This is a genomic window from Corynebacterium sp. FDAARGOS 1242 (assembly GCF_016889985.1).
Taxonomy (GTDB): domain Bacteria; phylum Actinomycetota; class Actinomycetes; order Mycobacteriales; family Mycobacteriaceae; genus Corynebacterium; species Corynebacterium minutissimum_B.
In genome coordinates this window covers 474,744-495,221 of sequence record NZ_CP069568.1, presented here as the reverse complement: position 1 = coordinate 495,221, position 20,478 = coordinate 474,744, and the positions used below count along the sequence as shown (strand labels likewise).

The 20,478-nt window shown below is 61.7% G+C and carries 18 protein-coding genes; 13 read left to right on the top strand and 5 right to left on the bottom strand.

Going from position 1 to position 20,478, the window contains the following annotated elements; all coding sequences use genetic code 11:
• Positions 1-29 precede the first annotated feature (29 nt).
• The gene (locus I6J72_RS02375; RefSeq protein ID WP_039676139.1) at positions 30-374 is read right to left on the bottom strand and encodes an iron-sulfur cluster assembly accessory protein; all 345 of its coding nucleotides are present in this window, start codon (positions 372-374) and stop codon (positions 30-32) included.
• Positions 375-540: 166 nt separating this feature from the next.
• Between I6J72_RS02375 and I6J72_RS02370 the strand changes: the two genes are divergently transcribed.
• The gene (locus tag I6J72_RS02370) at positions 541-1,233 is read left to right on the top strand and encodes a DUF3043 domain-containing protein (protein ID WP_204099777.1); all 693 of its coding nucleotides are present in this window, start codon (positions 541-543) and stop codon (positions 1,231-1,233) included.
• A gap of 12 nt (positions 1,234-1,245) precedes the next feature.
• A complete protein-coding gene (locus tag I6J72_RS02365; RefSeq protein WP_204099776.1) occupies positions 1,246-2,157 on the top strand; it encodes a nicotinate-nucleotide--dimethylbenzimidazole phosphoribosyltransferase in 912 nt (303 codons plus the stop codon).
• 9 nt (positions 2,158-2,166) lie between these two features.
• Here the strand turns inward: I6J72_RS02365 and I6J72_RS02360 are convergent, their stop codons facing one another.
• Positions 2,167-3,270, bottom strand: coding sequence for a branched-chain amino acid aminotransferase (locus I6J72_RS02360; protein WP_115022951.1), 1,104 nt, complete (start codon positions 3,268-3,270; stop codon positions 2,167-2,169).
• Between the two features lie 132 nt (positions 3,271-3,402).
• Between I6J72_RS02360 and I6J72_RS02355 the strand changes: the two genes are divergently transcribed.
• A complete protein-coding gene (locus I6J72_RS02355; RefSeq protein WP_204099775.1) occupies positions 3,403-4,902 on the top strand; it encodes a leucyl aminopeptidase in 1,500 nt (499 codons plus the stop codon).
• Here the strand turns inward: I6J72_RS02355 and I6J72_RS02350 are convergent.
• A complete protein-coding gene (locus I6J72_RS02350; RefSeq protein ID WP_204099774.1) occupies positions 4,899-6,173 on the bottom strand; it encodes a glutaminase in 1,275 nt (424 codons plus the stop codon). The two genes, I6J72_RS02355 and I6J72_RS02350, sit on opposite strands and share 4 nt — an antisense overlap.
• Positions 6,174-6,201: 28 nt before the next feature.
• Here I6J72_RS02350 and I6J72_RS02345 point away from each other — a divergent pair, with 28 nt between their 5' ends.
• Complete coding sequence (locus I6J72_RS02345) at positions 6,202-6,744, top strand: isochorismatase family protein (protein ID WP_204099773.1); 543 nt, start codon at positions 6,202-6,204, stop codon at positions 6,742-6,744.
• 16 nt (positions 6,745-6,760) lie between these two features.
• Here I6J72_RS02345 and I6J72_RS02340 read toward each other — a convergent pair whose 3' ends face one another.
• Complete coding sequence (locus tag I6J72_RS02340; RefSeq protein WP_070672703.1) at positions 6,761-7,159, bottom strand: oxidoreductase; 399 nt, start codon at positions 7,157-7,159, stop codon at positions 6,761-6,763.
• 128 nt (positions 7,160-7,287) lie between these two features.
• On the opposite strand from I6J72_RS02340, the gene sucB reads away from it, so the two are divergent.
• From sucB to I6J72_RS02300, 8 genes are all read left to right on the top strand, one after another.
• Positions 7,288-9,351, top strand: a complete 2,064-nt coding sequence (gene sucB / locus I6J72_RS02335; protein ID WP_204099772.1) for a 2-oxoglutarate dehydrogenase, E2 component, dihydrolipoamide succinyltransferase — start codon at positions 7,288-7,290, stop codon at positions 9,349-9,351.
• Positions 9,352-9,641: 290 nt separating this feature from the next.
• Positions 9,642-10,790, top strand: a complete 1,149-nt coding sequence (locus I6J72_RS02330; protein ID WP_204099771.1) for an MFS transporter — start codon at positions 9,642-9,644, stop codon at positions 10,788-10,790.
• Positions 10,791-10,863: 73 nt separating this feature from the next.
• The gene (gcvP, locus tag I6J72_RS02325) at positions 10,864-13,728 is read left to right on the top strand and encodes an aminomethyl-transferring glycine dehydrogenase (protein WP_239107463.1); all 2,865 of its coding nucleotides are present in this window, start codon (positions 10,864-10,866) and stop codon (positions 13,726-13,728) included.
• 4 nt (positions 13,729-13,732) lie between these two features.
• On the top strand, positions 13,733-14,845 hold the full coding sequence (gene gcvT / locus I6J72_RS02320) for a glycine cleavage system aminomethyltransferase GcvT (RefSeq protein WP_204099770.1): 1,113 nt from the start codon (positions 13,733-13,735) through the stop codon (positions 14,843-14,845).
• Positions 14,846-14,886: 41 nt separating this feature from the next.
• Positions 14,887-15,279, top strand: coding sequence for a glycine cleavage system protein GcvH (gcvH, locus tag I6J72_RS02315; RefSeq protein ID WP_204099769.1), 393 nt, complete (start codon positions 14,887-14,889; stop codon positions 15,277-15,279).
• Between the two features lie 35 nt (positions 15,280-15,314).
• The gene (gene lipB / locus I6J72_RS02310) at positions 15,315-16,133 is read left to right on the top strand and encodes a lipoyl(octanoyl) transferase LipB (protein WP_204099768.1); all 819 of its coding nucleotides are present in this window, start codon (positions 15,315-15,317) and stop codon (positions 16,131-16,133) included.
• A gap of 88 nt (positions 16,134-16,221) precedes the next feature.
• Complete coding sequence (gene lipA, locus I6J72_RS02305) at positions 16,222-17,295, top strand: lipoyl synthase (protein ID WP_204100404.1); 1,074 nt, start codon at positions 16,222-16,224, stop codon at positions 17,293-17,295.
• A gap of 42 nt (positions 17,296-17,337) precedes the next feature.
• Positions 17,338-18,123, top strand: coding sequence for a DUF4191 domain-containing protein (locus tag I6J72_RS02300; RefSeq protein ID WP_204099767.1), 786 nt, complete (start codon positions 17,338-17,340; stop codon positions 18,121-18,123).
• Positions 18,124-18,293: 170 nt separating this feature from the next.
• Here the strand turns inward: I6J72_RS02300 and I6J72_RS02295 are convergent, their stop codons facing one another.
• A complete protein-coding gene (locus I6J72_RS02295) occupies positions 18,294-18,728 on the bottom strand; it encodes an RDD family protein (protein ID WP_070672732.1) in 435 nt (144 codons plus the stop codon).
• Positions 18,729-18,856: 128 nt separating this feature from the next.
• Here I6J72_RS02295 and glnA point away from each other — a divergent pair, with 128 nt between their 5' ends.
• Entirely contained in the window at positions 18,857-20,290 is a 1,434-nt protein-coding gene (glnA, locus tag I6J72_RS02290) for a type I glutamate--ammonia ligase (RefSeq protein ID WP_070672724.1), read from the top strand.
• Positions 20,291-20,478 lie beyond the last annotated feature (188 nt).

Genomic DNA, 20,478 nt, shown 5'->3' with positions numbered 1-20,478 from the left:
ATCCCTACAGCATTGATGTCTACTAAGAATCAGTTGAAGGAATCACCACAGGCACAGGAGCCTCCGGCGTTCGGGTTATCAATGGTGAACCCCTGAGCCTCAATGGTGTCAGAGAAGTCGATCTTGGCACCGGTGAGGTATGGGATGGACATCTTGTCCACGACGAGATTGACGCCACCGATGGTGTCGACCTTGTCGCCATCGAGGGTGCGGTCGTCGAAATACAGCTGGTAACGCAGGCCAGCGCAACCGCCCGGCTGGACGGCGATGCGCAGGGACAGGTCGTCACGGCCTTCCTGCTCAAGCAGGGACTTTGCCTTGGCGGCAGCGGCGTCGGTCAGGATAACTCCGGTTGCGGACGCGGGAGCAGTCATGGTTTCTCCTCTTAATATGTACGGAATTTTCTGGAGCCCACCCTACCCCCTCACGCGGAAGGAAGAAAGGATGTCTCGCTAGCACTGGTGTCGTGTCACTTAACCCAACAACAATGAGGGCGGGCCTATTCCCAGAATGTCGTGACAACCTTGTACGCTTAACAACGTGAAACTTCCGTGGCAAAAAGACGATCAGACCCCTTCCCCGGCCGAGCAGACCCCGGCGCCTGAGGAGAAGGCCGCCGCCGAGAAAAGGTACCCCAAGGGCTACACGCCGCCAAAGGGCCGTCCTACTCCTAAGCGCGATGCGCAGGAAATTGCGCGCGGCGTCAAGCGCGATCCCGCGGGCATGTCTGAGGCCCAGCGCCATCAGCACCGCAAGGAGCTCAAGGCCTCCATGTCCAAAGAGGAGTGGAAGGACTACAAGCGCAAGGAACGCCAAGAGTCCCGTGCGCGCAACAAGGAAGCCCAGGAGCGCATGGCTGCCGGCGATGAGCGCTACCTCCTTGCCCGCGATAAAGGTGAGGTCCGCCGCTACGTGCGTGACTGGGTAGACTCGCGCCGCTTCCTCAACGAGTGGGTTATGCCCTTCGCCATCGTGCTCTTTGTGCTTTTGTTCATCAGCAGCAGGAATCCGAACCTGGCCAACATCATCTCCATTGGTTCCATGGCGGTCATCGCGGTCTTCGCTGTCGAAGGTATCTGGCTGTCGCGCAAGTGCAACAATGCTGTGCGCCTGAAGTTCCCGGGCACCACCGAAGCTGGCTTCGGCTTGGGCTTCTACGCTTACTCCCGCGCTTCCCAGCCGCGCAAGTGGCGTACCCCGCGCCCGCAGGTCGAGCGCGGAGCCGCCGTCTAGTTCGGAGGACTCATGCCTGATTTCACCGCCGTTCCGCAGCTGCGCAGCATGCCCCCTCAACAAGCCCCTCAACACACAGGGCGTCTTGCGGAAATCGCCGCGTGGCTTGCTGCCGCGCAGGATTCTGAGAAGGCCCAGCCTCTCGCTCATGTACGTGCGATCATCTTTGCTGGCGCACACGGTATTGCCGAGCGCACTATCGACGGCGTCGGAATCGGGCCATGGAGCAGTGCTGATGAAGAGTCTTGGCGCGAGGATCTCACCACCGCAGCTCACCGTGCGGGGGCCGGTATCGAGTTCGTTGAGTGCGCGGAAGCAGCATCTATCGACCTCGTCCCTGCCATGTCTGCTGAAGAGCTCGAGCGCCACGTTGAGCTCGGCAAGAAGTCAGCGGATCGTGAAGTGGATTCCGGTTCAGATCTCCTTCTTACCTCCGATTTCGGCATTGGTGGCGAGACCGTCGCCGCTGCGGTCATGGGCCGCATTACTCGCACAGAGCCGGTAGCCATTCTGGGCACGCGCACCAGTGGCAGCGTGAGCGATCAGATGTGGAAGACCCGCGTGACGATTGTGCGCGATGCTATGTTCCGCGCCCGCAATCTTGAAGGCTGGGAGGTCGTGCAGACCATTGGTTCCCCGAGCCTCGCAGCATTGGTGGGCTTCATCGCGCAGGCCACAGCGCGGCGAACGCCCGTGCTTATCGACGGCCCCCTGGCCGCCACCGCAGCCGTCCTCGCCGAGCGCAGCGCCCCCGGTGTCAAAGGGTGGCTGCGTGCGGGAAGTACGTCCCTCGAACCAGCCCACGCCCTCGCGCTCAAGGAGCTGGGCCTTAGCCCGCTCCTCGACCTCAAGCTGAGCGCCGGATATCCCTTGGGCGCGCTTGCGGCGCTACCGCTCGTGCAGCTGGCCGCTGAGCTTGGCTAGACAGCGACGTTATTTCGCTTTCACGAGCGTGTGCAGCCAGCCGTGGGTATCCTCCACGGCGCCGCGCTGAATCCCGGTGAGACGCTCACGCAAGGCCATGGTGGTCGCACCGGCCTCATCATTGTTAATGCGGAAGTCCACATCATCACCCATCACATGTCCCACCGGGGTAATGACGGCGGCGGTACCGCACGCAAAGGTTTCCTTCATCGCACCGGAAGCAACATCGTCGGCCCATTCCTTGTAGGTAATGCGGCGCTCTTCGACCTTGAGCCCCATATCCTCGGCCACCTGCAGCAGGGATTTGCGGGTAATACCCGGCAGCAGCGAACCCGACAGTGCCGGAGTAACCAGGGTCTGATCCCCCTCTTCGCCATAGATGAAAGCTAGGTTCATGCCGCCCATTTCCTCGATGTAGGTGCGGTCGATGGCATCCAGCCAGACCACTTGGTCGCAGCCCTTCTCCGCTGCCTGAGCTTGCGCCAAGAGGGACGCGGCGTAGTTGCCAGCGAATTTAGCAGCACCGGTGCCACCCGGGGCGGCACGGACGTAGTCGGTGGATAGCCAGACAGATACCGGCTTGATGCCGCCGGAGAAGTACGCGCCTGCCGGGGAGGCGATCACGACGTAGCGGTACGAGTTCGCCGGGTGCACGCCCAGGGATACATCTGTAGCGATCATGAAAGGTCGGAAGTACAGGGCTGCCTCTCCGCCGGCTTCGGGGACCCAGGCCTGGTCGACGTCGACAAGCTGGCGCAGGGACTCCACAAACTCCTCCTCCGGGAGCTGCGGCATAGCCATGCGCTCAGCAGAGGACTGCAGACGCTGCGCATTCTGTTCCGGGCGGAAAGTAGCGATGCTGCCATCCGGCTGACGGTAGGCCTTGATGCCCTCGAAGATGGCCTGGCCATAGTGGAATACGGTGGACGCCGGTTCCATGCTGAACGGTTCATAGGGGCGCACCTGTGCATCGTGCCAGCCCTTGTCCTCAGTCCAATCGATGGTCACCATGTGGTCGGTGAAGTACGTGCCAAAGCCCGGGTTCGCCAGAATCTCCTGCAGACGCTCCGGGGAGGTGGGGGTATCAGTTCGCGTCACGGTGTAATTCAACATGCCACACAGCGTACTCCCCACCTGCCTATTGAGGTGCAGAAATACAGGAAGTTCGCCCCTGCGCGGCAGCGGCCACTACCACGGGTAGGGTGTGAGGAGTATCCCATTGTCAGTTTTCTCAAGGAGGACATCGTGGCTTCTTCCACGTTCGAACTGCCCGCACGCGGCGCTTTCCCCACCGTTGAGTTGGCCAAGAAGGCCCCCAAGCAAGCAGACGCCCTGCTGATCGCTACTTTTGTTGGCGAAGACGGCCTCGAGGTTCCCGGCACATCCCTGCTCGGTTCATCTGCGTTGCGCTCGACGTATGAGGCTCTCGCGGCCGTGGGCGCGACCGGCAAGGTTGGGGAGATCGTGAAGGTTCCCGCCCCACAGAAAGCAGGTGCTGCACAGGTCATCGCGCTGGGCATGGGTGATGTTGAAGCGCTTGACGATGAAGCCCTGCGCCGCGCCGCCGGCAGCGCTGCCCGCGCCACCACAGGTGTGGGAACGATCGTGACGACCTTGGCGGACTTCGGCGTGTCCGCTGCGGTTGAGGGCCTCATCCTCGGTGGTTACTCCTACCGCGGCATCCGCTCCACCGAGCTCAAGGACGAAGAGCAGCCGGCCACCTTCGTCGTCGTGGCCGATAAGTCCGCCACCGAAGAGTTCGAGGCTGCCCGCACCGTGGCCGAGTCCGTCCTGTTGGCCCGCGACCTGGTTAATACCCCGGCCAACGAGCTCTACCCTGAGTCTTATGCCGCGTTCCTGTCTGCCCAGGCGAAAGATGCGGGCCTCGATGTCGAGGTGCTCGATGAGAAGGAGCTAGACAAACAAGGTTTCGGCGGCATCCTCGCCGTGGGCAAAGGCTCGGCCCGCCCGCCGCGCCTGGTTCGCCTGAGCTGGAAACCGAAGAAGGCCACGAAGCACGTGGCTCTCGTGGGCAAGGGCATTACCTTCGATACCGGCGGTATCTCCCTGAAGCCGGGTAACGGCATGTGGGACATGATCTCTGACATGGGTGGCTCCGCTGCGATGGCGGCAACCATTATCGCAGCGGCGAAGCTGAAGCTGCCGGTCCAGATCACCGCTACTCTGCCGCTGGCAGAAAATATGCCGAGCGCGAACGCTACTCGCCCGGGCGATGTGATTACCCACTACGGCGGCCTGACCTCCGAGGTCCTCAATACCGACGCCGAGGGCCGCCTCGTACTCTCGGATGCGATTGCCCGCGCCAGCGAGGACAAGCCGGACTACCTCATCGAAACCGCTACCCTCACCGGCGCGCAGATTGTGGCGCTGGGTGCGCGTACCTCGGGCATCATGGGCTCCGAGGTCTTCCGCGATCGCCTCGCCGAAATCGGCCGCGAGGTCGGCGAGAACGCCTGGGCCATGCCACTGCTGGAGGAGCACGACGAGGAGATCAAGTCTCAGGCCGCGGACATCCGCAACATCAACGCCAAGCGCGAAGGCGGTATGGAGTTCGCCGGTACCTACCTCAAGCAGTTCGTGGGCGAGGGCATCGAGTGGGCTCACATCGATATCGCCGGCCCGTCCTGGAATGGTTCCGCACCGCGCGGCTACACCCCGAAGCGTGCTACCGGCGTTCCGGTGCGCACCGTGGTGACTGCACTGCGCGAGATTGCAGAATCCTAGAGTGTTTCACCGGCGATGACGTAGTCCTCCTTGTCCGCCAACGGAAGGACCGTGCCGTCGGACATGGCGCGGTCGGTGACGAGCCCGTTGTCATCGACTAGCGCCACCTCGTTGCCACCCTCCCGCAAGCGGCGCAAGCCTTCCTTGAGCATGCGGCGGCCCACGGTGTGAAGGCCGGAGACCTGCGAGAAATCGAGCGCGAGGCGCTTGCCAGAGAACTGACGCTCCTCCAGCTCGTAGAGAATAGCTTCGGTGGCGGTGAAGTTGATGTGACCTTGAAGGCGGATAATCGCGGTCTCGCCGTCCTCGTCCACGCTGCGCACTGGGTGCACGCCAAAGCGGTTATCAGTAGACATCAGGTGCAAGCCCATGTCCGAGGACAGCTTCTGGAAAATAGCGGTGCCCCGCACGCTATTGCCCTGCTCGTCCAAGCGTGGGGAAAGCGTGGCCACGCCGAGCTGGCCAGGCAGGGTACCGATAAGTCCACCGGCCACACCAGATTTAGCGGGGATACCAACCTCCGCCATCCAACGTCCAGCGCCGTCATACATGCCGCACGAGCTCATCACTGCCAGCGTGAGGCGGCAGACGTCGGCATCAAGAATCTTCTCCCCCGTCACCGGCTGGCGCCCACCATTGGCTAGCGTGGCGGACATGACGGCCAAGTCACGGACGTCGACAGACAGCGCGCACTGCGAGGTGTAAGACAGCACAGCGTCGTGCGCGTCATCCTGAATAATCCCGTAGGAGCGCAGCATATGGGCAATCGAGAGGTTGCGCTCGGCATGTTCGAGTTCGGAATCACACAGGCGCTTATCGACGTTCACCTCACGCCCCGCCAGCTTCGAGACAAAGCTGCGGATGCGCTCCACGCGGTCTTCCACAGTCGAATCCACGCCGTTGATCAGCTGGTTAACCACGATGGCGCCGGCATTAATCATCGGATTAACGGGGCGGTGGTCCTTGGCCAGGGAGAGCTCGTTAAAGGCTTGGCCCGAAGGTTCCAGCCCCACCACTTCACGCACCTCACTCAGGCCCAGCTCCTGCAGGGCAAGCGCATAAATGAAGGGCTTAGAAATCGACTGGATAGTAAAGCGGTTCTCCGCATCACCGGCGCTGTACAGGTGGCCGGTGACGGAGCACAGGGCGACGCCAAGCTGGTCCGGGTTGGCGTCGGCAAGCTGCGGAATGTAGTCCGCTACTTCACCACTGTCTTCGTCGCGTACGGAGTTTAGGATCTTCTCTAAATAAAAAGGAATCGGAGTTTTCATCCCGACCCAGCGTATAGAATTGTGATGCATGAAGCCCGCACTCATTATCGTTGACGTCCAACACGACTTCTGCCCGGGCGGTGCTCTCGCCACTGGCAAGGGCAACGACGTAGCTGATCGCATTGGCGCTCTCCAGCCCAGCTATGACACCGTGGTAGCTACCCAAGATTGGCACATTGACCCGGGCACCCACTTCTCTGAGAACCCGGACTTTATCGATTCTTGGCCCCCGCACTGCGTGGCCAATTCCTTCGGCGCGGCTATGCATGAATCCATCGGCGCTGTACAGGCTTACTTTCGCAAGGGTGAATACACCGCGGCCTACTCCGGTTTCGAAGGCGCGGCAGATGGTGTTTCATTGGCGGAGTGGCTGCGCGAGCATGACATCACCGACGTAGACATCGTCGGAATCGCCACGGATCACTGTGTCCGCGCCACGGCTGCTGACGCTGTGAAGGAAGGCTTCACTGTGCGTGTGCTGGCGGACTACTGCTCACCAGTTGATGCGGCCCGGGGCGAGGCCGCACTTGAGGAACTTGCCCAGGCAGGCGCCACCATCGTGAGGGGATAACCCCCATTAACCCTCGTTAACCCTCGTTCTGCTGGCGGCGCTGCTCGAAACGCTCGCGGCGTTCGCGCTGTTCTTCCCTTTTGCGCAAGATGCGCTCCCGTTCGATGCGCTCCCGCATACGCTGTGGATAGCCGGTTTCCTCCACGTCGTAGATATCGCAGCGCAATAGCTTCGCTACTGCGTCTATCCCCTTCGGCCCACCAATGCGGCGCCGGATGAAGGCACCGTTCTCATCGACGACAACCACGGACATCTCGTTGACCACGGTTTCGGGCTCCACAAAGGCCTCGATATACGCGCGGCCTTGTGCCCAGCGCTGAAGCTCCTGGGCGTCCTCCGCGCGAATGGTCTCCCCCGGTGCGCGGGGCGGGCGCAATTGAGATCGGGAACTGTTGCGTCGGAAGGGGTTGAACATGACTCCCCAGCCTACCCCGTGGTGAGGGTGCCCCAATTCACCCCACCCATGCGCACTGTCTGCGGGCACGCTGTAGAATCGAGCACTAGCGTTTCACTACTTCCAACTTTCGAGGAGTCTTATAACTTATGGCACACTCCGTTGTGATGCCCGAACTGGGCGAATCCGTTACCGAAGGCACGATTACCCAGTGGCTTAAGTCCGTTGGTGACACCGTTGAGGCTGACGAGCCTTTGCTCGAGGTTTCCACCGACAAGGTCGATACCGAAGTCCCCTCCCCGGTCTCCGGCACCATCCTCGAAATCAAGGCTGATGAGGATGACACTATCGATGTAGGCGAGGTCATCGCCATCATTGGTGATGAGGGCGAGTCCGCTCCGGCCGCTGACGAGTCTGACTCCGCGGATTCTTCCGAGAAGGCTGCAGAGACCCCGGATAAGCCTGCTGAAGACGCAGAGTCTGAAGCTGCTCCGTCGGGCGATGCTACCGACGTGGAGATGCCAGAGCTCGGCGAGTCCGTCACTGAGGGCACCATCACCCAGTGGCTGAAGTCCGTCGGCGACACCGTCGAGGTCGACGAGCCACTGCTCGAGGTCTCCACCGACAAGGTCGACACCGAAATCCCATCCCCAGTCGCCGGCACCCTCCTTGAGATCCTCGCCGATGAGGACGACACCGTCGACGTCGGCGCCGTCATCGCCCGCGTCGGCGACGGCTCCGCAGCAGCATCCGAGAAGCCTGCTGCTAAGGAAGAGCCGAAGGCAGAAGCCAAGGAAGAACCAAAGGCAGAGGCCAAGGAAGAGAAGTCCGAGGACAAGCCGGCTGCTTCTGGCGACGCTACCGACGTGGAGATGCCGGAGCTCGGCGAGTCCGTCACTGAAGGCACCATTACCCAGTGGCTGAAGTCCGTCGGCGACACCGTCGAGGTCGACGAGCCACTGCTCGAGGTCTCCACCGACAAGGTCGACACCGAAATCCCATCCCCGGTCGCCGGCACCCTCCTTGAGATCCTCGCCGATGAAGACGACACCGTCGACGTCGGTGCCGTCATCGCCCGCGTCGGCGACGGCTCCGCAGCAGCCTCCGAGAAGCCAGCTGCCAAGGAAGAAAAGAAGGAAGAGCCGAAGGCAGAAACCAAGGAAGAACCAAAGGCAGAGGCCAAGGAAGAGAAGACCGAGGACAAGCCGGCCGCTGCCTCCCAGTCCTCTGAGCCGAAGGCAACCGAGACCTCCACCAGGGTCAACAACGGTGACAACGTCCCGTACGTCACCCCGCTGGTACGCAAGCTGGCTGAGAAGCACAGCGTGGACCTGTCCACCGTGTCCGGCACTGGTGTGGGTGGCCGCATCCGTAAGCAGGATGTTCTGGCTGCCGCTGGTGAGGGCGAGGCTCCGGCATCCTCCGCTGGCACCGGCTCCTCCAACCCGCGTACTCGCTGGTCCACCAAGTCTGTGGATCCGGAGAAGCAGGAACTCATCGGCACTACCCAGAAGGTCAACCGTATCCGTGAGATCACCGCCTCCAAGATGGTTGAGGCTCTCCAGATCTCCGCTCAGCTGACCCACGTCCAGGAAGTCGATATGACCGCCATCTGGGACCTGCGCAAGCAGTCCAAGCAGGCGTTCATTGATAAGTACGAGGCCAACCTCTCCTTCCTGCCGTTCATCGTAAAGGCCACCGTTGAGGCACTGGTGTCCCACCCGAACGTCAACGCCTCCTACAACCCGGAGACCAAGGAGATGACCTACCACGCTGACGTGAACGTGGCCATCGCCGTGGACACCCCGAAGGGCCTGTTGACCCCGGTCATCCACAAGGCTCAGGAGCTCACCCTCCCGGAGATCGCACAGCGGATTGCTGAGCTGGCTGACAAGGCCCGCAACAACAAGCTCAAGCCGAACGACCTGACCGGTGCCACCTTCACGGTGACCAACATCGGTTCCGAGGGTGCCCTGCTGGACACCCCGATCCTGGTTCCGCCGCAGGCCGGCATCCTGGGCACCGCAGCTATCACCAAGCGTGCAGTTGTGGTGACCGAGGACGGCCAGGACGCCATCGCTATCCGCCAGATGTGCTACCTGCCATTCACCTACGACCACCAGGTGGTCGACGGTGCCGACGCTGGTCGCTTCATTACGACCATCAAGGACCGTCTTGAGACTGCAGACTTTGACGCAGACCTCAACCTCTAAGCCCTTGGGCAAACCCTAAAGGCAGCTCCCCCGCCATTGCGACGGGGGAGCTTCGTCGTTTTGTCTACTTTTCTCCCCGCGGCACTGCGCAGGCTTCCTGCAGTACCGCACAGCAGTGCTGTTCCCACCCTCGCCGATAGGCACGAGCGCTAGCACCCCGCCGATCTGCCAAAAGTCGGCACCGATCCTGCAAGCGAATGAGGAATCTTTGTCAGTTTTGCGCCTACCGCACGCACCTGACTCCGTCGTTAAGCCACTGCACTGTGATTCAGCACACTAGACTGGTCTGCATGATTTCTCAGAAGTGGTTCCGAGTAGCCCTCGGCATGTTCCTTGTTGCCTGCGGCGCCAACCTCTTCGCCCCCATGGTGGTGGTCTACCAAGTCACCACCGACTTAGGGGTTCTGCACACAACCTTCCTCTTCGGCATCTATGCCCTCGGCATCATGGTGGCGCTCTTTCTCGGCGGCCCCTTGTCTGACTCGCTGGGCAGGCGCGCCATCATGCGCCCAGCCGTTCTAACCACCACAGCGGGCTCACTTATTTTTCTGCTGGGTTTTGAAGGCGCTTTCCTCCCCCTGCTGATTGGCCGCCTGTGCGCTGGAACCGCTGTTGGCCTCGCCATGTCCTCTGGTGCTGCCTGGATCAAAGAGCTGAGCACTCGTCTTACCGTCGGCGCCAAGCGCTCCTCCATCGCCTTGTCTGTCGGCTTCGCTCTTGCCCCGGGCGTTGGCGGCATATGCGCACAGTTTCTGCCGTGGCCCACAGTCGTGCCCTACCTCTTTCACATTGGCTTAGCGCTCGTAGTTGTTCCTCTTGTGTGGACTGTGCCGGAGCGCAAGAATGCTCCTTCCACCCGCTGCGCCTTGTTTCCGCGCAGTGTGCTCACGCCGCGCTATTTTCGCGTCGCCGCCTATGCGCCCTGGGTCTTCGGAACGCCCACCACCGCTTTTGTGTTTCTACCAGCTCAGTTAAGCGAGCATCTGCACCGGCCGATCCTGGTGGCCGGCCTTCTTGCCATGCTGACGATGGGAAGCGGAGTCATTATCCAACAGTTCGCCGGTAGAGTGACTCTCACTCCCGTGCACGGAATGTTCCTGGCTGCCTGCGGTATGGCCTTGTGCCTTATCATCGTGGCATCTGCTCAGCACCGATGGGCCGTGTATCTGCTGCCCGTGACTGGCATCGTGATGGGGTGTTCCTACGGCATTGGGATGCTCAGCGGTCTGGCCGAAACCCAAGCAATCGCTGCCCCTGATGAGCTTGGCGCGGCAACGGGGGTGTTCTATTCGCTGACCTATCTTGGGTTCTTTGCTCCCTTCATCCTCTCGCTTTTAGGCCCTGCGGTGGGCAATGCCACCGCTTTTGTGATTGGTTTAAGCGTTGCCATTCTCACCGCCGCATGGCTTCATCTCACAGCCAGGGGTAGTCAAAATTAATGTCATAGGCCACGTCTTATACTTGAGGACGGTTTAGGCCACACTGACTAACGCCACGAAGGAGTTCAAACACATGGATTTCATCTCTCGCCACCTCGGACCTGATGAGGCCGAGCGCGCGACGATGCTCAAGGCCGTGGGCTACGACAGCGTTGAAGCGCTTGTCGACGCCGCCCTCCCCACCACCATCCGCGCCGCCGAGGCCCTCAACCTCCCGGATGCGTTGAGCGAGGACGCTGCCCAGGCCAAGCTGCGCGAGTACGCCTCTCAGAATGTCGTACTGAAGTCTTTCTACGGCCAGGGATATTCCGATACTCTGACCCCGGCAGTCATCCGCCGCGGACTGCTGGAAGATGCCGGCTGGTACACCGCGTACACGCCCTACCAGCCGGAGATTTCCCAGGGCCGCCTTGAGGCTTTGCTCAATTTCCAGACCATGATCGAGTCCCTCACCGGCCTGCCTATCGCAAACGCCTCGCTTCTCGACGAAGCCTCTGCCACCGCCGAAGCCGTCGGCCTCATGGCGCGTGCGGTGAAGAAGGGCCGGCGCGTTCTGTTGGATTCCCGCCTGCATCCACAGGTCCTTGCCGTGGCTGCCGAGCGCGCCCGCGCCATCGAGCTCGAGGTCGAAATCTCTGATGTTCGCGACGGCATCGTGGGCGAGGACCTCGTTGGAGCCATCCTCGCCTACACCGGTACCGAAGGTGACATTGTGGATCCGCGCGCGGCCATTGAAGAGCTGCATACCCGCGGCGCCCTGGCTGCCGTGGTGGCGGACCCGCTGTCCCTGCTTCTGCTCGAAGCCCCGGGTGAGATGGGCGCGGACGTTGTCCTCGGCTCCTCCCAGCGCTTCGGTGTGCCCCTCTTCTTCGGCGGTCCGCACGCAGCCTTCATGGCCGTCACGGAGAAGCTCAAGCGCCAGATGCCGGGCCGAATTGTGGGCGTGTCCAAGGATGCCGCCGGCCGCCCCGCCTACCGGCTCGCACTCCAAACCCGTGAGCAGCACATTCGCCGCGAGCGCGCGACCTCCAACATCTGTACTGCACAGGCCCTGCTGGCCAACGTAGCCTCCATGTACGCCGTCTACCACGGACCGGAAGGCCTCAAAGCCATTGCGCAGCGCGTCCACGACCACGCTTCTGCTTTCGCCGCTGCAGTAAGCAGCGCCGGTAAGGAGATTGTCTCGCGCGACTTCTTCGATACCGTCACCGTCACCGGTGTCGATGCCGCCGCCATCAAGTCCCAGCTGCAGGAGCAGGGCTACCTGGTTCGCGCGATTGGCGCAGACAAGGTCTCGGTCTCCTTCGGCGAGTCCGCCACCAGCGAGGACGTGACTACCCTTGCCGCTGCCTTCGGCTCCGCTGCGTCCGAGCCAGCCTCGTCTGGCTCCGCCGCCTCCTTCGAGATTCCGTCCTCCGTCCAGCGTGCCGAGGCCCCGCTTAAGCACGAGATCTTCAACTCCATCCACTCCGAGACCCAGATGCTGCGTTACCTTCGCACCTTGGCGGACAAGGACCTCGCACTCGACCGCACGATGATCCCGCTGGGCTCGTGCACGATGAAACTCAACCCCACCTCCGCCATGGAGCCCATCTCCTGGCCGGAGTTCGCTGGCATCCACCCCTTTGCCCCGGAGGAGACCACTGCGGGTTGGCGCGCGCTCATTGAGGAGCTGGAGGCGTGGCTGTCTGAAATCACCGGCTATGCCCAGGTGTCTATCCAGCCTAACGCTGGCTCCCAGGGTGAGTTGGCTGGCCTGCTGGCCATCCGCCGCTACCACGTGGCCAACGGCGATAACGGCCGCGATGTCATCCTCATCCCGGCTTCTGCGCACGGCACTAACGCCGCTTCGGCGACGTTGGCCAACCTGCGCGTTGTCGTGGTCAAGACCGCTGACGACGGCTCCATTGACGTCGCCGACCTTGACGCCAAGATTGAGCAGCACGGCGAGCACATCGCCGGCATCATGATTACTTACCCCTCCACTCACGGCGTCTTCGACCCGGAGGTACGCGAGGTCTGCGATAAGGTTCACGCGGCCGGCGGCCAGGTTTATATCGACGGTGCGAATATGAACGCGCTGGCCGGTTGGGCCCGTCCGGGTGCTTTCGGTGGCGATGTGTCCCACCTCAACCTGCATAAGACCTTCACCATCCCGCATGGTGGAGGTGGCCCGGGTGTGGGCCCGGTGGGCGTCGCCAAGCACTTGGTGCCCTTCCTGCCGACCGACGCCAACGATCCGCAGCTTGACCCGTCCCAGCCCGCGCAGGATGGCAGCGGCGTGCCGTCCACAGCGACGCGTTACGGCTCCGCCGGTGTGCTACCCATTTCGTGGTCCTACCTGGCCATGATTGGAGCACAAGGTCTGACTGACGCCACGAGCCACGCCATCCTCGGCGCGAACTACCTGGCGCAGAGCCTCAAGGATTCCTTCCCGGTGCTCTACACAGGTAATGCCGGTCTGGTGGCGCACGAATGCATCTTTGACCTGCGCGAGCTTACTGACGCCTCCGGTGTCACCGCCGCCGACGTGGCCAAGCGCCTCGTGGACTACGGCTTCCATGCACCGACCCTGTCCTTCCCGGTGGCCGGCACCCTCATGGTGGAGCCCACCGAGTCCGAGGACCTGGGTGAGCTGGACCGCTTCATCGAAGCTATGCGCTCCATCCGCGCTGAAATCCAGGAGATCATCGACGGCCAAGTAACTTACGAGGATTCCGTCATCCACCACGCCCCGTTCACTGCTGAGGCCGTGGCGGAAGATGAATGGGAGTTCGCTTTCACCCGCCAGCAGGCTGCCTACCCGGTGGCTTCCCTGCGCCGCGGCAAGTACTTCCCGCCGGTGCGCCGCATCGACGAGGCTTACGGTGACCGCAACCTCGTCTGCTCCTGCCCGCCGCCGGAGGCTTTCGACTACACCGATAACCAGGAGGATTAATTCAATGACTGAGTACCTGCACTCCCCACTGCATGCTGAGCACGAGAAGCTCGGCGCCACCTTCACGCCATTCGGCCCGTGGGAAATGCCGCTGAAGTACGACAACGAGCTGGATGAGCACCGCGCAGTTCGCAATGCTGCCGGCCTCTTTGACCTGTCCCACATGGGTGAAATCTGGGTCAACGGCCCGGATGCCGCCAAGTTCCTGTCCTACTGCTTCATCTCCAACCTGGTCCCTCTCAAGGAGGGCAAGGCGAAGTACTCCATGATCTGCGCCGAGGACGGCGGCATCATGGATGACCTCATCACCTACCGCTTGGAGGAGACCAAGTTCCTCGTCGTGCCGAACGCCGGCAACGCCGACGCCGTCTGGGAGGCGCTCAACGAGCGCGCTGAGGGCTTCGACGTGGACTTGAAGAACGAATCCCGCGACGTAGCCATGATTGCTGTTCAGGGCCCGAAGGCACTGGAAATCCTCGTCCCGCTGGTGGAAGACAACAAGCAGCAGGCTGTCATGGACCTGCCTTACTACGCCGCGATGACCGGCAAGGTTGCCCGCAAGTACGCCTTCATTTGCCGCACCGGCTACACCGGTGAGGATGGCTTCGAGCTCATCGTCTACAACTCCGATGCCCCGGAGCTGTGGGAAGAGCTGCTCAAGGCCGGCGAAGAATACGGCATTAAGCCCTGCGGCCTGGCTGCGCGCGACTCGCTGCGCTTAGAGGCCGGCATGCCGCTCTACGGCAACGAGCTCACCCGCGACATCACTCCGGTCGAGGCCGGTATGGCCCGCGCCTTTGCTAAGAAGGAACAGGACTTCGTGGGCGCTGAGGTGCTGCGCCAGCGCGCCGAGGAAGGGCCCGAGGCCGTAATCACCGGCTTGGTCTCCTCCCAGCGCCGCGCGGCCCGTGCCGGCTCCGAGGTATATGTAGGCGAGCAGAAGGTGGGCACGGTAACGTCCGGCCAGCCCTCCCCCACTCTGGGACACCCGGTAGCACTCGCACTCATAGACACCGCCGCTGGTCTCGAGCCGGGAGCTGCCGTCGAGGTAGATATTCGCGGCAAGCGCTACCCCTTTGAAGTTTCTGCCCTCCCCTTCTACAAGCGAGAGAAGTAAACTCCACTTCTGAATTCAACTACCGAAAGGACATCCTTCACATGGCTACCCTTCCTTCCGATTTCTCTTACTCCGAGGACCACGAGTGGGTCAACGCTACCGCTGACTCCGTCGCCGGCTCCACCGTTCGCGTCGGCATCACCTCCGTTGCTGCCGACCGCCTAGGCGAGGTTGTCTTCGCCGAGCTGCCGGCCGTCGGTGACACCGTTGAGCACGGCGAGACCTGCGGCGAGGTGGAGTCCACCAAGTCCGTGTCTGACCTGTACTCCCCGGTTACCGGTACCGTCACCGCCGTCAACGAGGACGTGCACGATGACTACGCCGTCATCAACAACGACCCCTTCGGCGAGGGCTGGCTCTTCGAGGTCGAGGTCACCGAAGTTGGCGAGCTCATGACTGCAGAGGAGTACGCCTCCGCTAACGGAGTCGCTTAAAAGTTCTGACGTCGCGGGGACTACCATGGGTTGCCATGACTGCTCCCCGTGAACCATTTTTCCCCGCTGATCGCTCCATCCGCGCCTCCGACGAGCCACTGGAGATCCGGCACCTGGGCCGCATGGGCTACCAGGAAACCTGGGATCTCCAGGCCGAGCTCGCCGCGGCCCGGGCAGCGGGCACGCAGGGCGATGTCATCCTCGTGGTGGAGCACCCGAATGTTTATACCGCCGGCAAGCGCACGCAGCCGGAAGATCTGCCGGATAATGGCCTGCCAGTCATCGACGTCGACCGCGGCGGACGCATCACCTGGCATGGTGAAGGCCAGCTGGTGGTCTACCCCATTATCAAGCTCGCGGAGCCCGTTGACGTGGTGGATTACGTCCGCCGCCTCGAGGAAGCCATCATCCAGGCCGTGCGCCAGCTGGGTGTGAGCACTGCCGGGCGCATCGACGGCCGCTCCGGTGTGTGGGTTCCCTCCACCACCCAGGCTGCCGACCCAGGCGCCCCGAAGCGCGACCGCAAGCTCGGTGCCTTGGGTATTCGCATCACCCGTGGGGTGACCATGCATGGCTTGGCGCTCAACTGCACCAATACCTTGGAGTACTACGAGCACATCGTCGCCTGCGGCATCGACGACGCCGACGTCTCCACGCTCTCGTTGGAGCTGGGCCGCGAGGTCACCATGGAGGAGGCGGAAGCCCCGCTTCTCGACGCCCTCCTCAAAGCCCTCTCCGGTGAACTCACCGTGGCTGATCACACCTTCGCCTCGGCTCCCGATCCCATCAAGGTGGCCAACGAAAAGGCACGTCAGGCTCGCCGTGCTCAGCAAGGTTCTACCCCGGTGGAATAAAGCTTCGAGCGGCTTTGATTGTATTAGGAAGAGCACTAACCGACGCGTAAAGTGAGTTTTTGTGACTGTAAAGCCTGAAGGACGCAAGATGCTCCGCATTGAGAAGAAGAATGCGGAGTCGCCCATCGAACAGAAGCCACGTTGGATCCGCAACCAAGTCCGCACTGGACCGGGCTACGAAGACATGAAGTCCCGCGTTTCCGGCGCTTCCCTGCACACCGTGTGCCAGGAAGCCGGCTGCCCCAACATCCACGAGTGCTGGGAATCCCGCGAGGCCACCTTCCTCATCGGCGGTGACAAGTGCACCCGCCGCTGCGATTTCTGTGACATCGCCACCGGCAAGCCGGAGGAGCTGGACCGTGACGAGCCGCGCCGCGTTGCAGAGAACATCCAGGAGATGGACCTCAACTACACCACCATCACCGGCGTGACCCGTGATGATTTGCCGGACGAGGGTGCTTGGCTCTACGCCGAGGTGGTCCGCAAAATCCACGAGCTTAACCCGCACACCGGTGTGGAAAACCTGACCCCAGACTTCTCCGGCAAGCCGGATCTGCTTCAGGAGGTCTTCGAGGCCCGCCCCGAGGTTTTTGCCCACAACCTCGAAACCGTGCCGCGTATTTTCAAGCGCATCCGCCCGGCCTTCCGCTACGAGCGCTCCCTCGACGTCATCCGCCAGGCCCACGAGTTTGGTCTTATCACCAAATCCAACCTCATCTTGGGCATGGGCGAGACCGCTGCGGAAATCGAAGAAGCCCTACGTGACCTGCGCGAGGTCGGCTGCGACATCATCACGATTACGCAGTACCTGCGCCCGGGCCCGCGCTTCCACCCGATTGAGCGCTGGGTTCGCCCGGAAGAATTCGTCGAGCACTCCAAACTGGCTAAGGAACTCGGTTTCGGCGGCGTCATGTCCGGTCCGCTAGTTCGCTCCTCCTACCGTGCTGGCCGCCTCTACGTTCAGGCTATGGAGGCCCGCGGCCTCGAGCTGCCGGAGAACCTCAAGCACTTGGCCGAAACCTCTCAGGGCGCTACCGCGCAAGAGGCCTCCACCCTGCTGGAGAAGTACGGCCCGTCTGAGGAGACCCCGGTAACCACCCGCATGGTCAAGACCCCCGCCGGTGCAACGAACCCGAACTCTGCGGCGTCCACCATTCGCTAGTTCGATTCTCTTTTTCACCCTCTGACCTTTAAAGTAGGAGCCATGGCTAACGACGACAAGGCATCGCTGAAGGAAGCGAAGAAGCAGGAGCGCGCCGCAAAGCGCGCTCAGCGCAAGCAGAACTGGTCACAGATGTGGCAAGCGTTCAACATGCAGCGCAAGCAGGACAAGGCGCTCATTCCGATTATGCTGGCCGCCTTCCTGGGCATGGGCTTGCTCTTCTTCCTCATCGGCATGCTCTTCAAGGGCCAATGGTTCATGCTCATCCTGGGTCTGGGCATCGGTGCCATCCTGGCCATGTTCCTGTTTACTCGCCGCCTCGAGCGCGATATGTACAAGAAGGTCGAGGACCAACCAGGCGCTGCCGGCTGGGCACTGGAGCAGCAGCTGCGTAACACCGTCGGCGTGGTGTGGAAGGTCAAGACTGGTGTGGCAGCTACCCGCCAGCAGGATCTCATCCACCGTGTCATCGGTAACTCGGGCGTCATCTTCGTCGTCGAGGGCGACCGCAAGCGCGTAGGCCCCACCCTCAACCGCTTGAAGAAGCGCGTGGACCGCTTGGCCGGCGGTGTGCCGGTGTACGAGGTCTTCGTGGGCAATGGCGAGGACGAGGTTCCAGTTTCCAAGCTGCGCAGCCACATCATGAAGCTGCCGCGCAATTACAACAAGAACGAGACCTACGACAACATCCGCCGCATTGAGGCAATGGATGATCTGCCCGGCACCACCCCGGGTTTGCCGAAGGGCCCGATGCCGCGCCAGGCTCAGAACATGTCCGGCATGAACCGCCGTATGCGTCGTATGCAAGAGCGCAAGGGCGGCAAGTAAGTTAAAGCCTCTGCGCTAACCCGCTCACGTCAAAGGGTCTCTTCCGACAAACTCGGAAGAGACCCTTTCTCATTGCAGATTCTCTGCCCCCCCCCCAAACAAACCTTTTCAGTAGAACCATCTGCGTTGACCTTGAAAAGGACACCGCACTGAGAAGCTGAAGCTGCTGCTTAAGCCATGATAACGGCGGTGCCCGTTGCACGGTCGTGGAGGCCGCGGCCATCCGCGTCAACCATCGCGGCGGGGAACAGCACGCCGGTGAGTAACGTGCGAACGGCGGCGCGCCAGAAGCCCACGGGTTTGCCCGGCTCATCGAGGCGAGCCACGCCCATACCTAGAATCAACATGCCCGGCGTGCGGGCAAAGAGCCAGCCACAGACAATGCCCATGACGGCCCACACCGCATAACCCAAGAACGCAGGTCCGCCGAGCGCGCTGGTGTAGAGCTCGAGGAGATTGGCAATGAGCATGGCTAGTAGCCAATCAATAAGAACTCCCCCGGTGCGGCGCATCACTGAAGCGAGTGAGCCGGAACCCTCCTTCGGGAGACCAAGTTTCTGCCCGGGCCACTCCCCCGGCCCAAAGCCATCTTTGTTGTCTGCCATGCCCACCAATCTAGCGCCCCTACACTGCAGCAAGAAATTTCGATCTGACTCCCCCGCCTTCGACGGTGGTGGAGTCAATACCTGTAAACTAGTCGAGAGTAATACAGGTCAACCAACAGGAGACTACCGTGTCCTTCGAGACAATCCAGGACGTCGTAAAGTACATCAAGGAAGAGGACGTCAAGTTCGTTGACATCCGCTTCACGGACGTTCCCGGCACCGAACACCACTTTTCAATCCCAGCCGATGAGTTCACTGAGGAAGCGGCCGCTGAGGGCCTCGCTTTCGACGGCTCCTCTATCCGCGGCTTCACCACCATTGATGAGTCGGATATGACCCTCCTGCCGGACCCGTCTACCGCGTTCGTAGATCCCTTCCGCACCGCGAAGACCTTGAACATCAAGTTCTTCGTGCACGATCCGTTTACGCTTGAGCCGTTCAGCCGCGATCCGCGCAACATCGCCCGCAAGGCTGAGGAGTACCTGACCTCCACCGGCATCGCTGACACCTGTTACTTCGGCGCTGAGGCTGAGTTCTACATCTTCGACTCCGTTCGCTACGGCACCGAGGTGCACAACGGCTTCTACGAGGTCGATACCGATGAGGGCTGGTGGAACCGTGGGTCCGAGACCAACTTCGATGGCACTCCGAACATTGGTTTCAAGACTCGCGTGAAAGGCGGCTATTTCCCAACTGCCCCTGTGGACAAGCACGGCGAGGTCCGTGATGCCATGGTCGAGCAGCTGCAGAAGGCTGGCTATGTCATCGAGCGCTTCCACCACGAGGTAGGCAGCGGTCAGAACGAGATCAACTACCGCTTCGATTCTCTGCTCCACGCGGCGGATGATATCCAGACCTTCAAGTACATCATCAAAAACACCGCTGCCGAGTACGGCAAGAGCGTGACCTTCATGCCGAAGCCGCTGGCTGGTGACAATGGTTCCGGTATGCACGCCCACATGTCTCTCTGGCAGGACGGCAAGCCACTTTTCCACGATGAGGCTGGCTATGCAGGTCTTTCCGATATGGCTCGCTACTACATCGGTGGCATTCTGGCCCACGCACCGGCCGTGCTGGCGTTTACGAACCCGACCTTGAACTCCTACCACCGTCTGGTTCCAGGCTTTGAGGCTCCGATTAACCTCGTGTACTCGCAGCGCAACCGCTCTGCTGCTATCCGTATTCCGATTACCGGTTCCAACCCGAAGGCCAAGCGCATCGAGTTCCGTGCACCGGATCCCTCGGGCAACCCGTACTTCGGCTTCGCTGCCATGTTGATGGCTGGTCTGGACGGCATCAAGAACCGCATCGAGCCGCACGCCCCGGTAGACAAGGATCTCTACGAGCTACCCCCGGCAGAGGCTGCTTCCATCCCGCAGGCTCCGACCTCCCTGGAGGCTTCCCTTGCTGCGCTGGAAGAGGACAACGACTTCCTGACCGAGGGCGATGTCTTCTCCGAAGACCTCATCGAGACCTACATCGAGTACAAGCGCGAGAACGAAATTACGCCATCGCGTCTGCGTCCGACTCCGCTCGAGTTTGAGATGTACTACGACTGCTAAGAATCGAAGCAGCACACTCCGGCCCCTCTCCGCTTCTACGGTGGTGATGGGCCGGTTTCGTTTTCAACGCTTCCTCCGAAAGGGGACGCCGGTCACGCTTGTCCTTCTAAGCCGTGCCCCACACACGGCGTTGTGCCCTCAACAACTACGCACCACAATTCAGTGAAAACTCACCACGTTTTCGCTCT

Coding starts and splice junctions, on each gene's coding strand:
- I6J72_RS02375 (WP_039676139.1), bottom strand. CDS start 374: ATGACTGCTCCCGCGTCCGCAACCGGAGTTATCCTGACCGACGCCGCT.
- I6J72_RS02365 (WP_204099776.1), top strand. CDS start 1,246: ATGCCTGATTTCACCGCCGTTCCGCAGCTGCGCAGCATGCCCCCTCAA.
- I6J72_RS02360 (WP_115022951.1), bottom strand. CDS start 3,270: ATGTTGAATTACACCGTGACGCGAACTGATACCCCCACCTCCCCGGAG.
- I6J72_RS02350 (WP_204099774.1), bottom strand. CDS start 6,173: ATGAAAACTCCGATTCCTTTTTATTTAGAGAAGATCCTAAACTCCGTA.
- I6J72_RS02345 (WP_204099773.1), top strand. CDS start 6,202: ATGAAGCCCGCACTCATTATCGTTGACGTCCAACACGACTTCTGCCCG.
- I6J72_RS02340 (WP_070672703.1), bottom strand. CDS start 7,159: ATGTTCAACCCCTTCCGACGCAACAGTTCCCGATCTCAATTGCGCCCG.
- sucB (WP_204099772.1), top strand. CDS start 7,288: ATGGCACACTCCGTTGTGATGCCCGAACTGGGCGAATCCGTTACCGAA.
- I6J72_RS02330 (WP_204099771.1), top strand. CDS start 9,642: ATGATTTCTCAGAAGTGGTTCCGAGTAGCCCTCGGCATGTTCCTTGTT.
- gcvP (WP_239107463.1), top strand. CDS start 10,864: ATGGATTTCATCTCTCGCCACCTCGGACCTGATGAGGCCGAGCGCGCG.
- gcvT (WP_204099770.1), top strand. CDS start 13,733: ATGACTGAGTACCTGCACTCCCCACTGCATGCTGAGCACGAGAAGCTC.
- gcvH (WP_204099769.1), top strand. CDS start 14,887: ATGGCTACCCTTCCTTCCGATTTCTCTTACTCCGAGGACCACGAGTGG.
- lipB (WP_204099768.1), top strand. CDS start 15,315: ATGACTGCTCCCCGTGAACCATTTTTCCCCGCTGATCGCTCCATCCGC.
- lipA (WP_204100404.1), top strand. CDS start 16,222: ATGCTCCGCATTGAGAAGAAGAATGCGGAGTCGCCCATCGAACAGAAG.
- I6J72_RS02300 (WP_204099767.1), top strand. CDS start 17,338: ATGGCTAACGACGACAAGGCATCGCTGAAGGAAGCGAAGAAGCAGGAG.
- I6J72_RS02295 (WP_070672732.1), bottom strand. CDS start 18,728: ATGGCAGACAACAAAGATGGCTTTGGGCCGGGGGAGTGGCCCGGGCAG.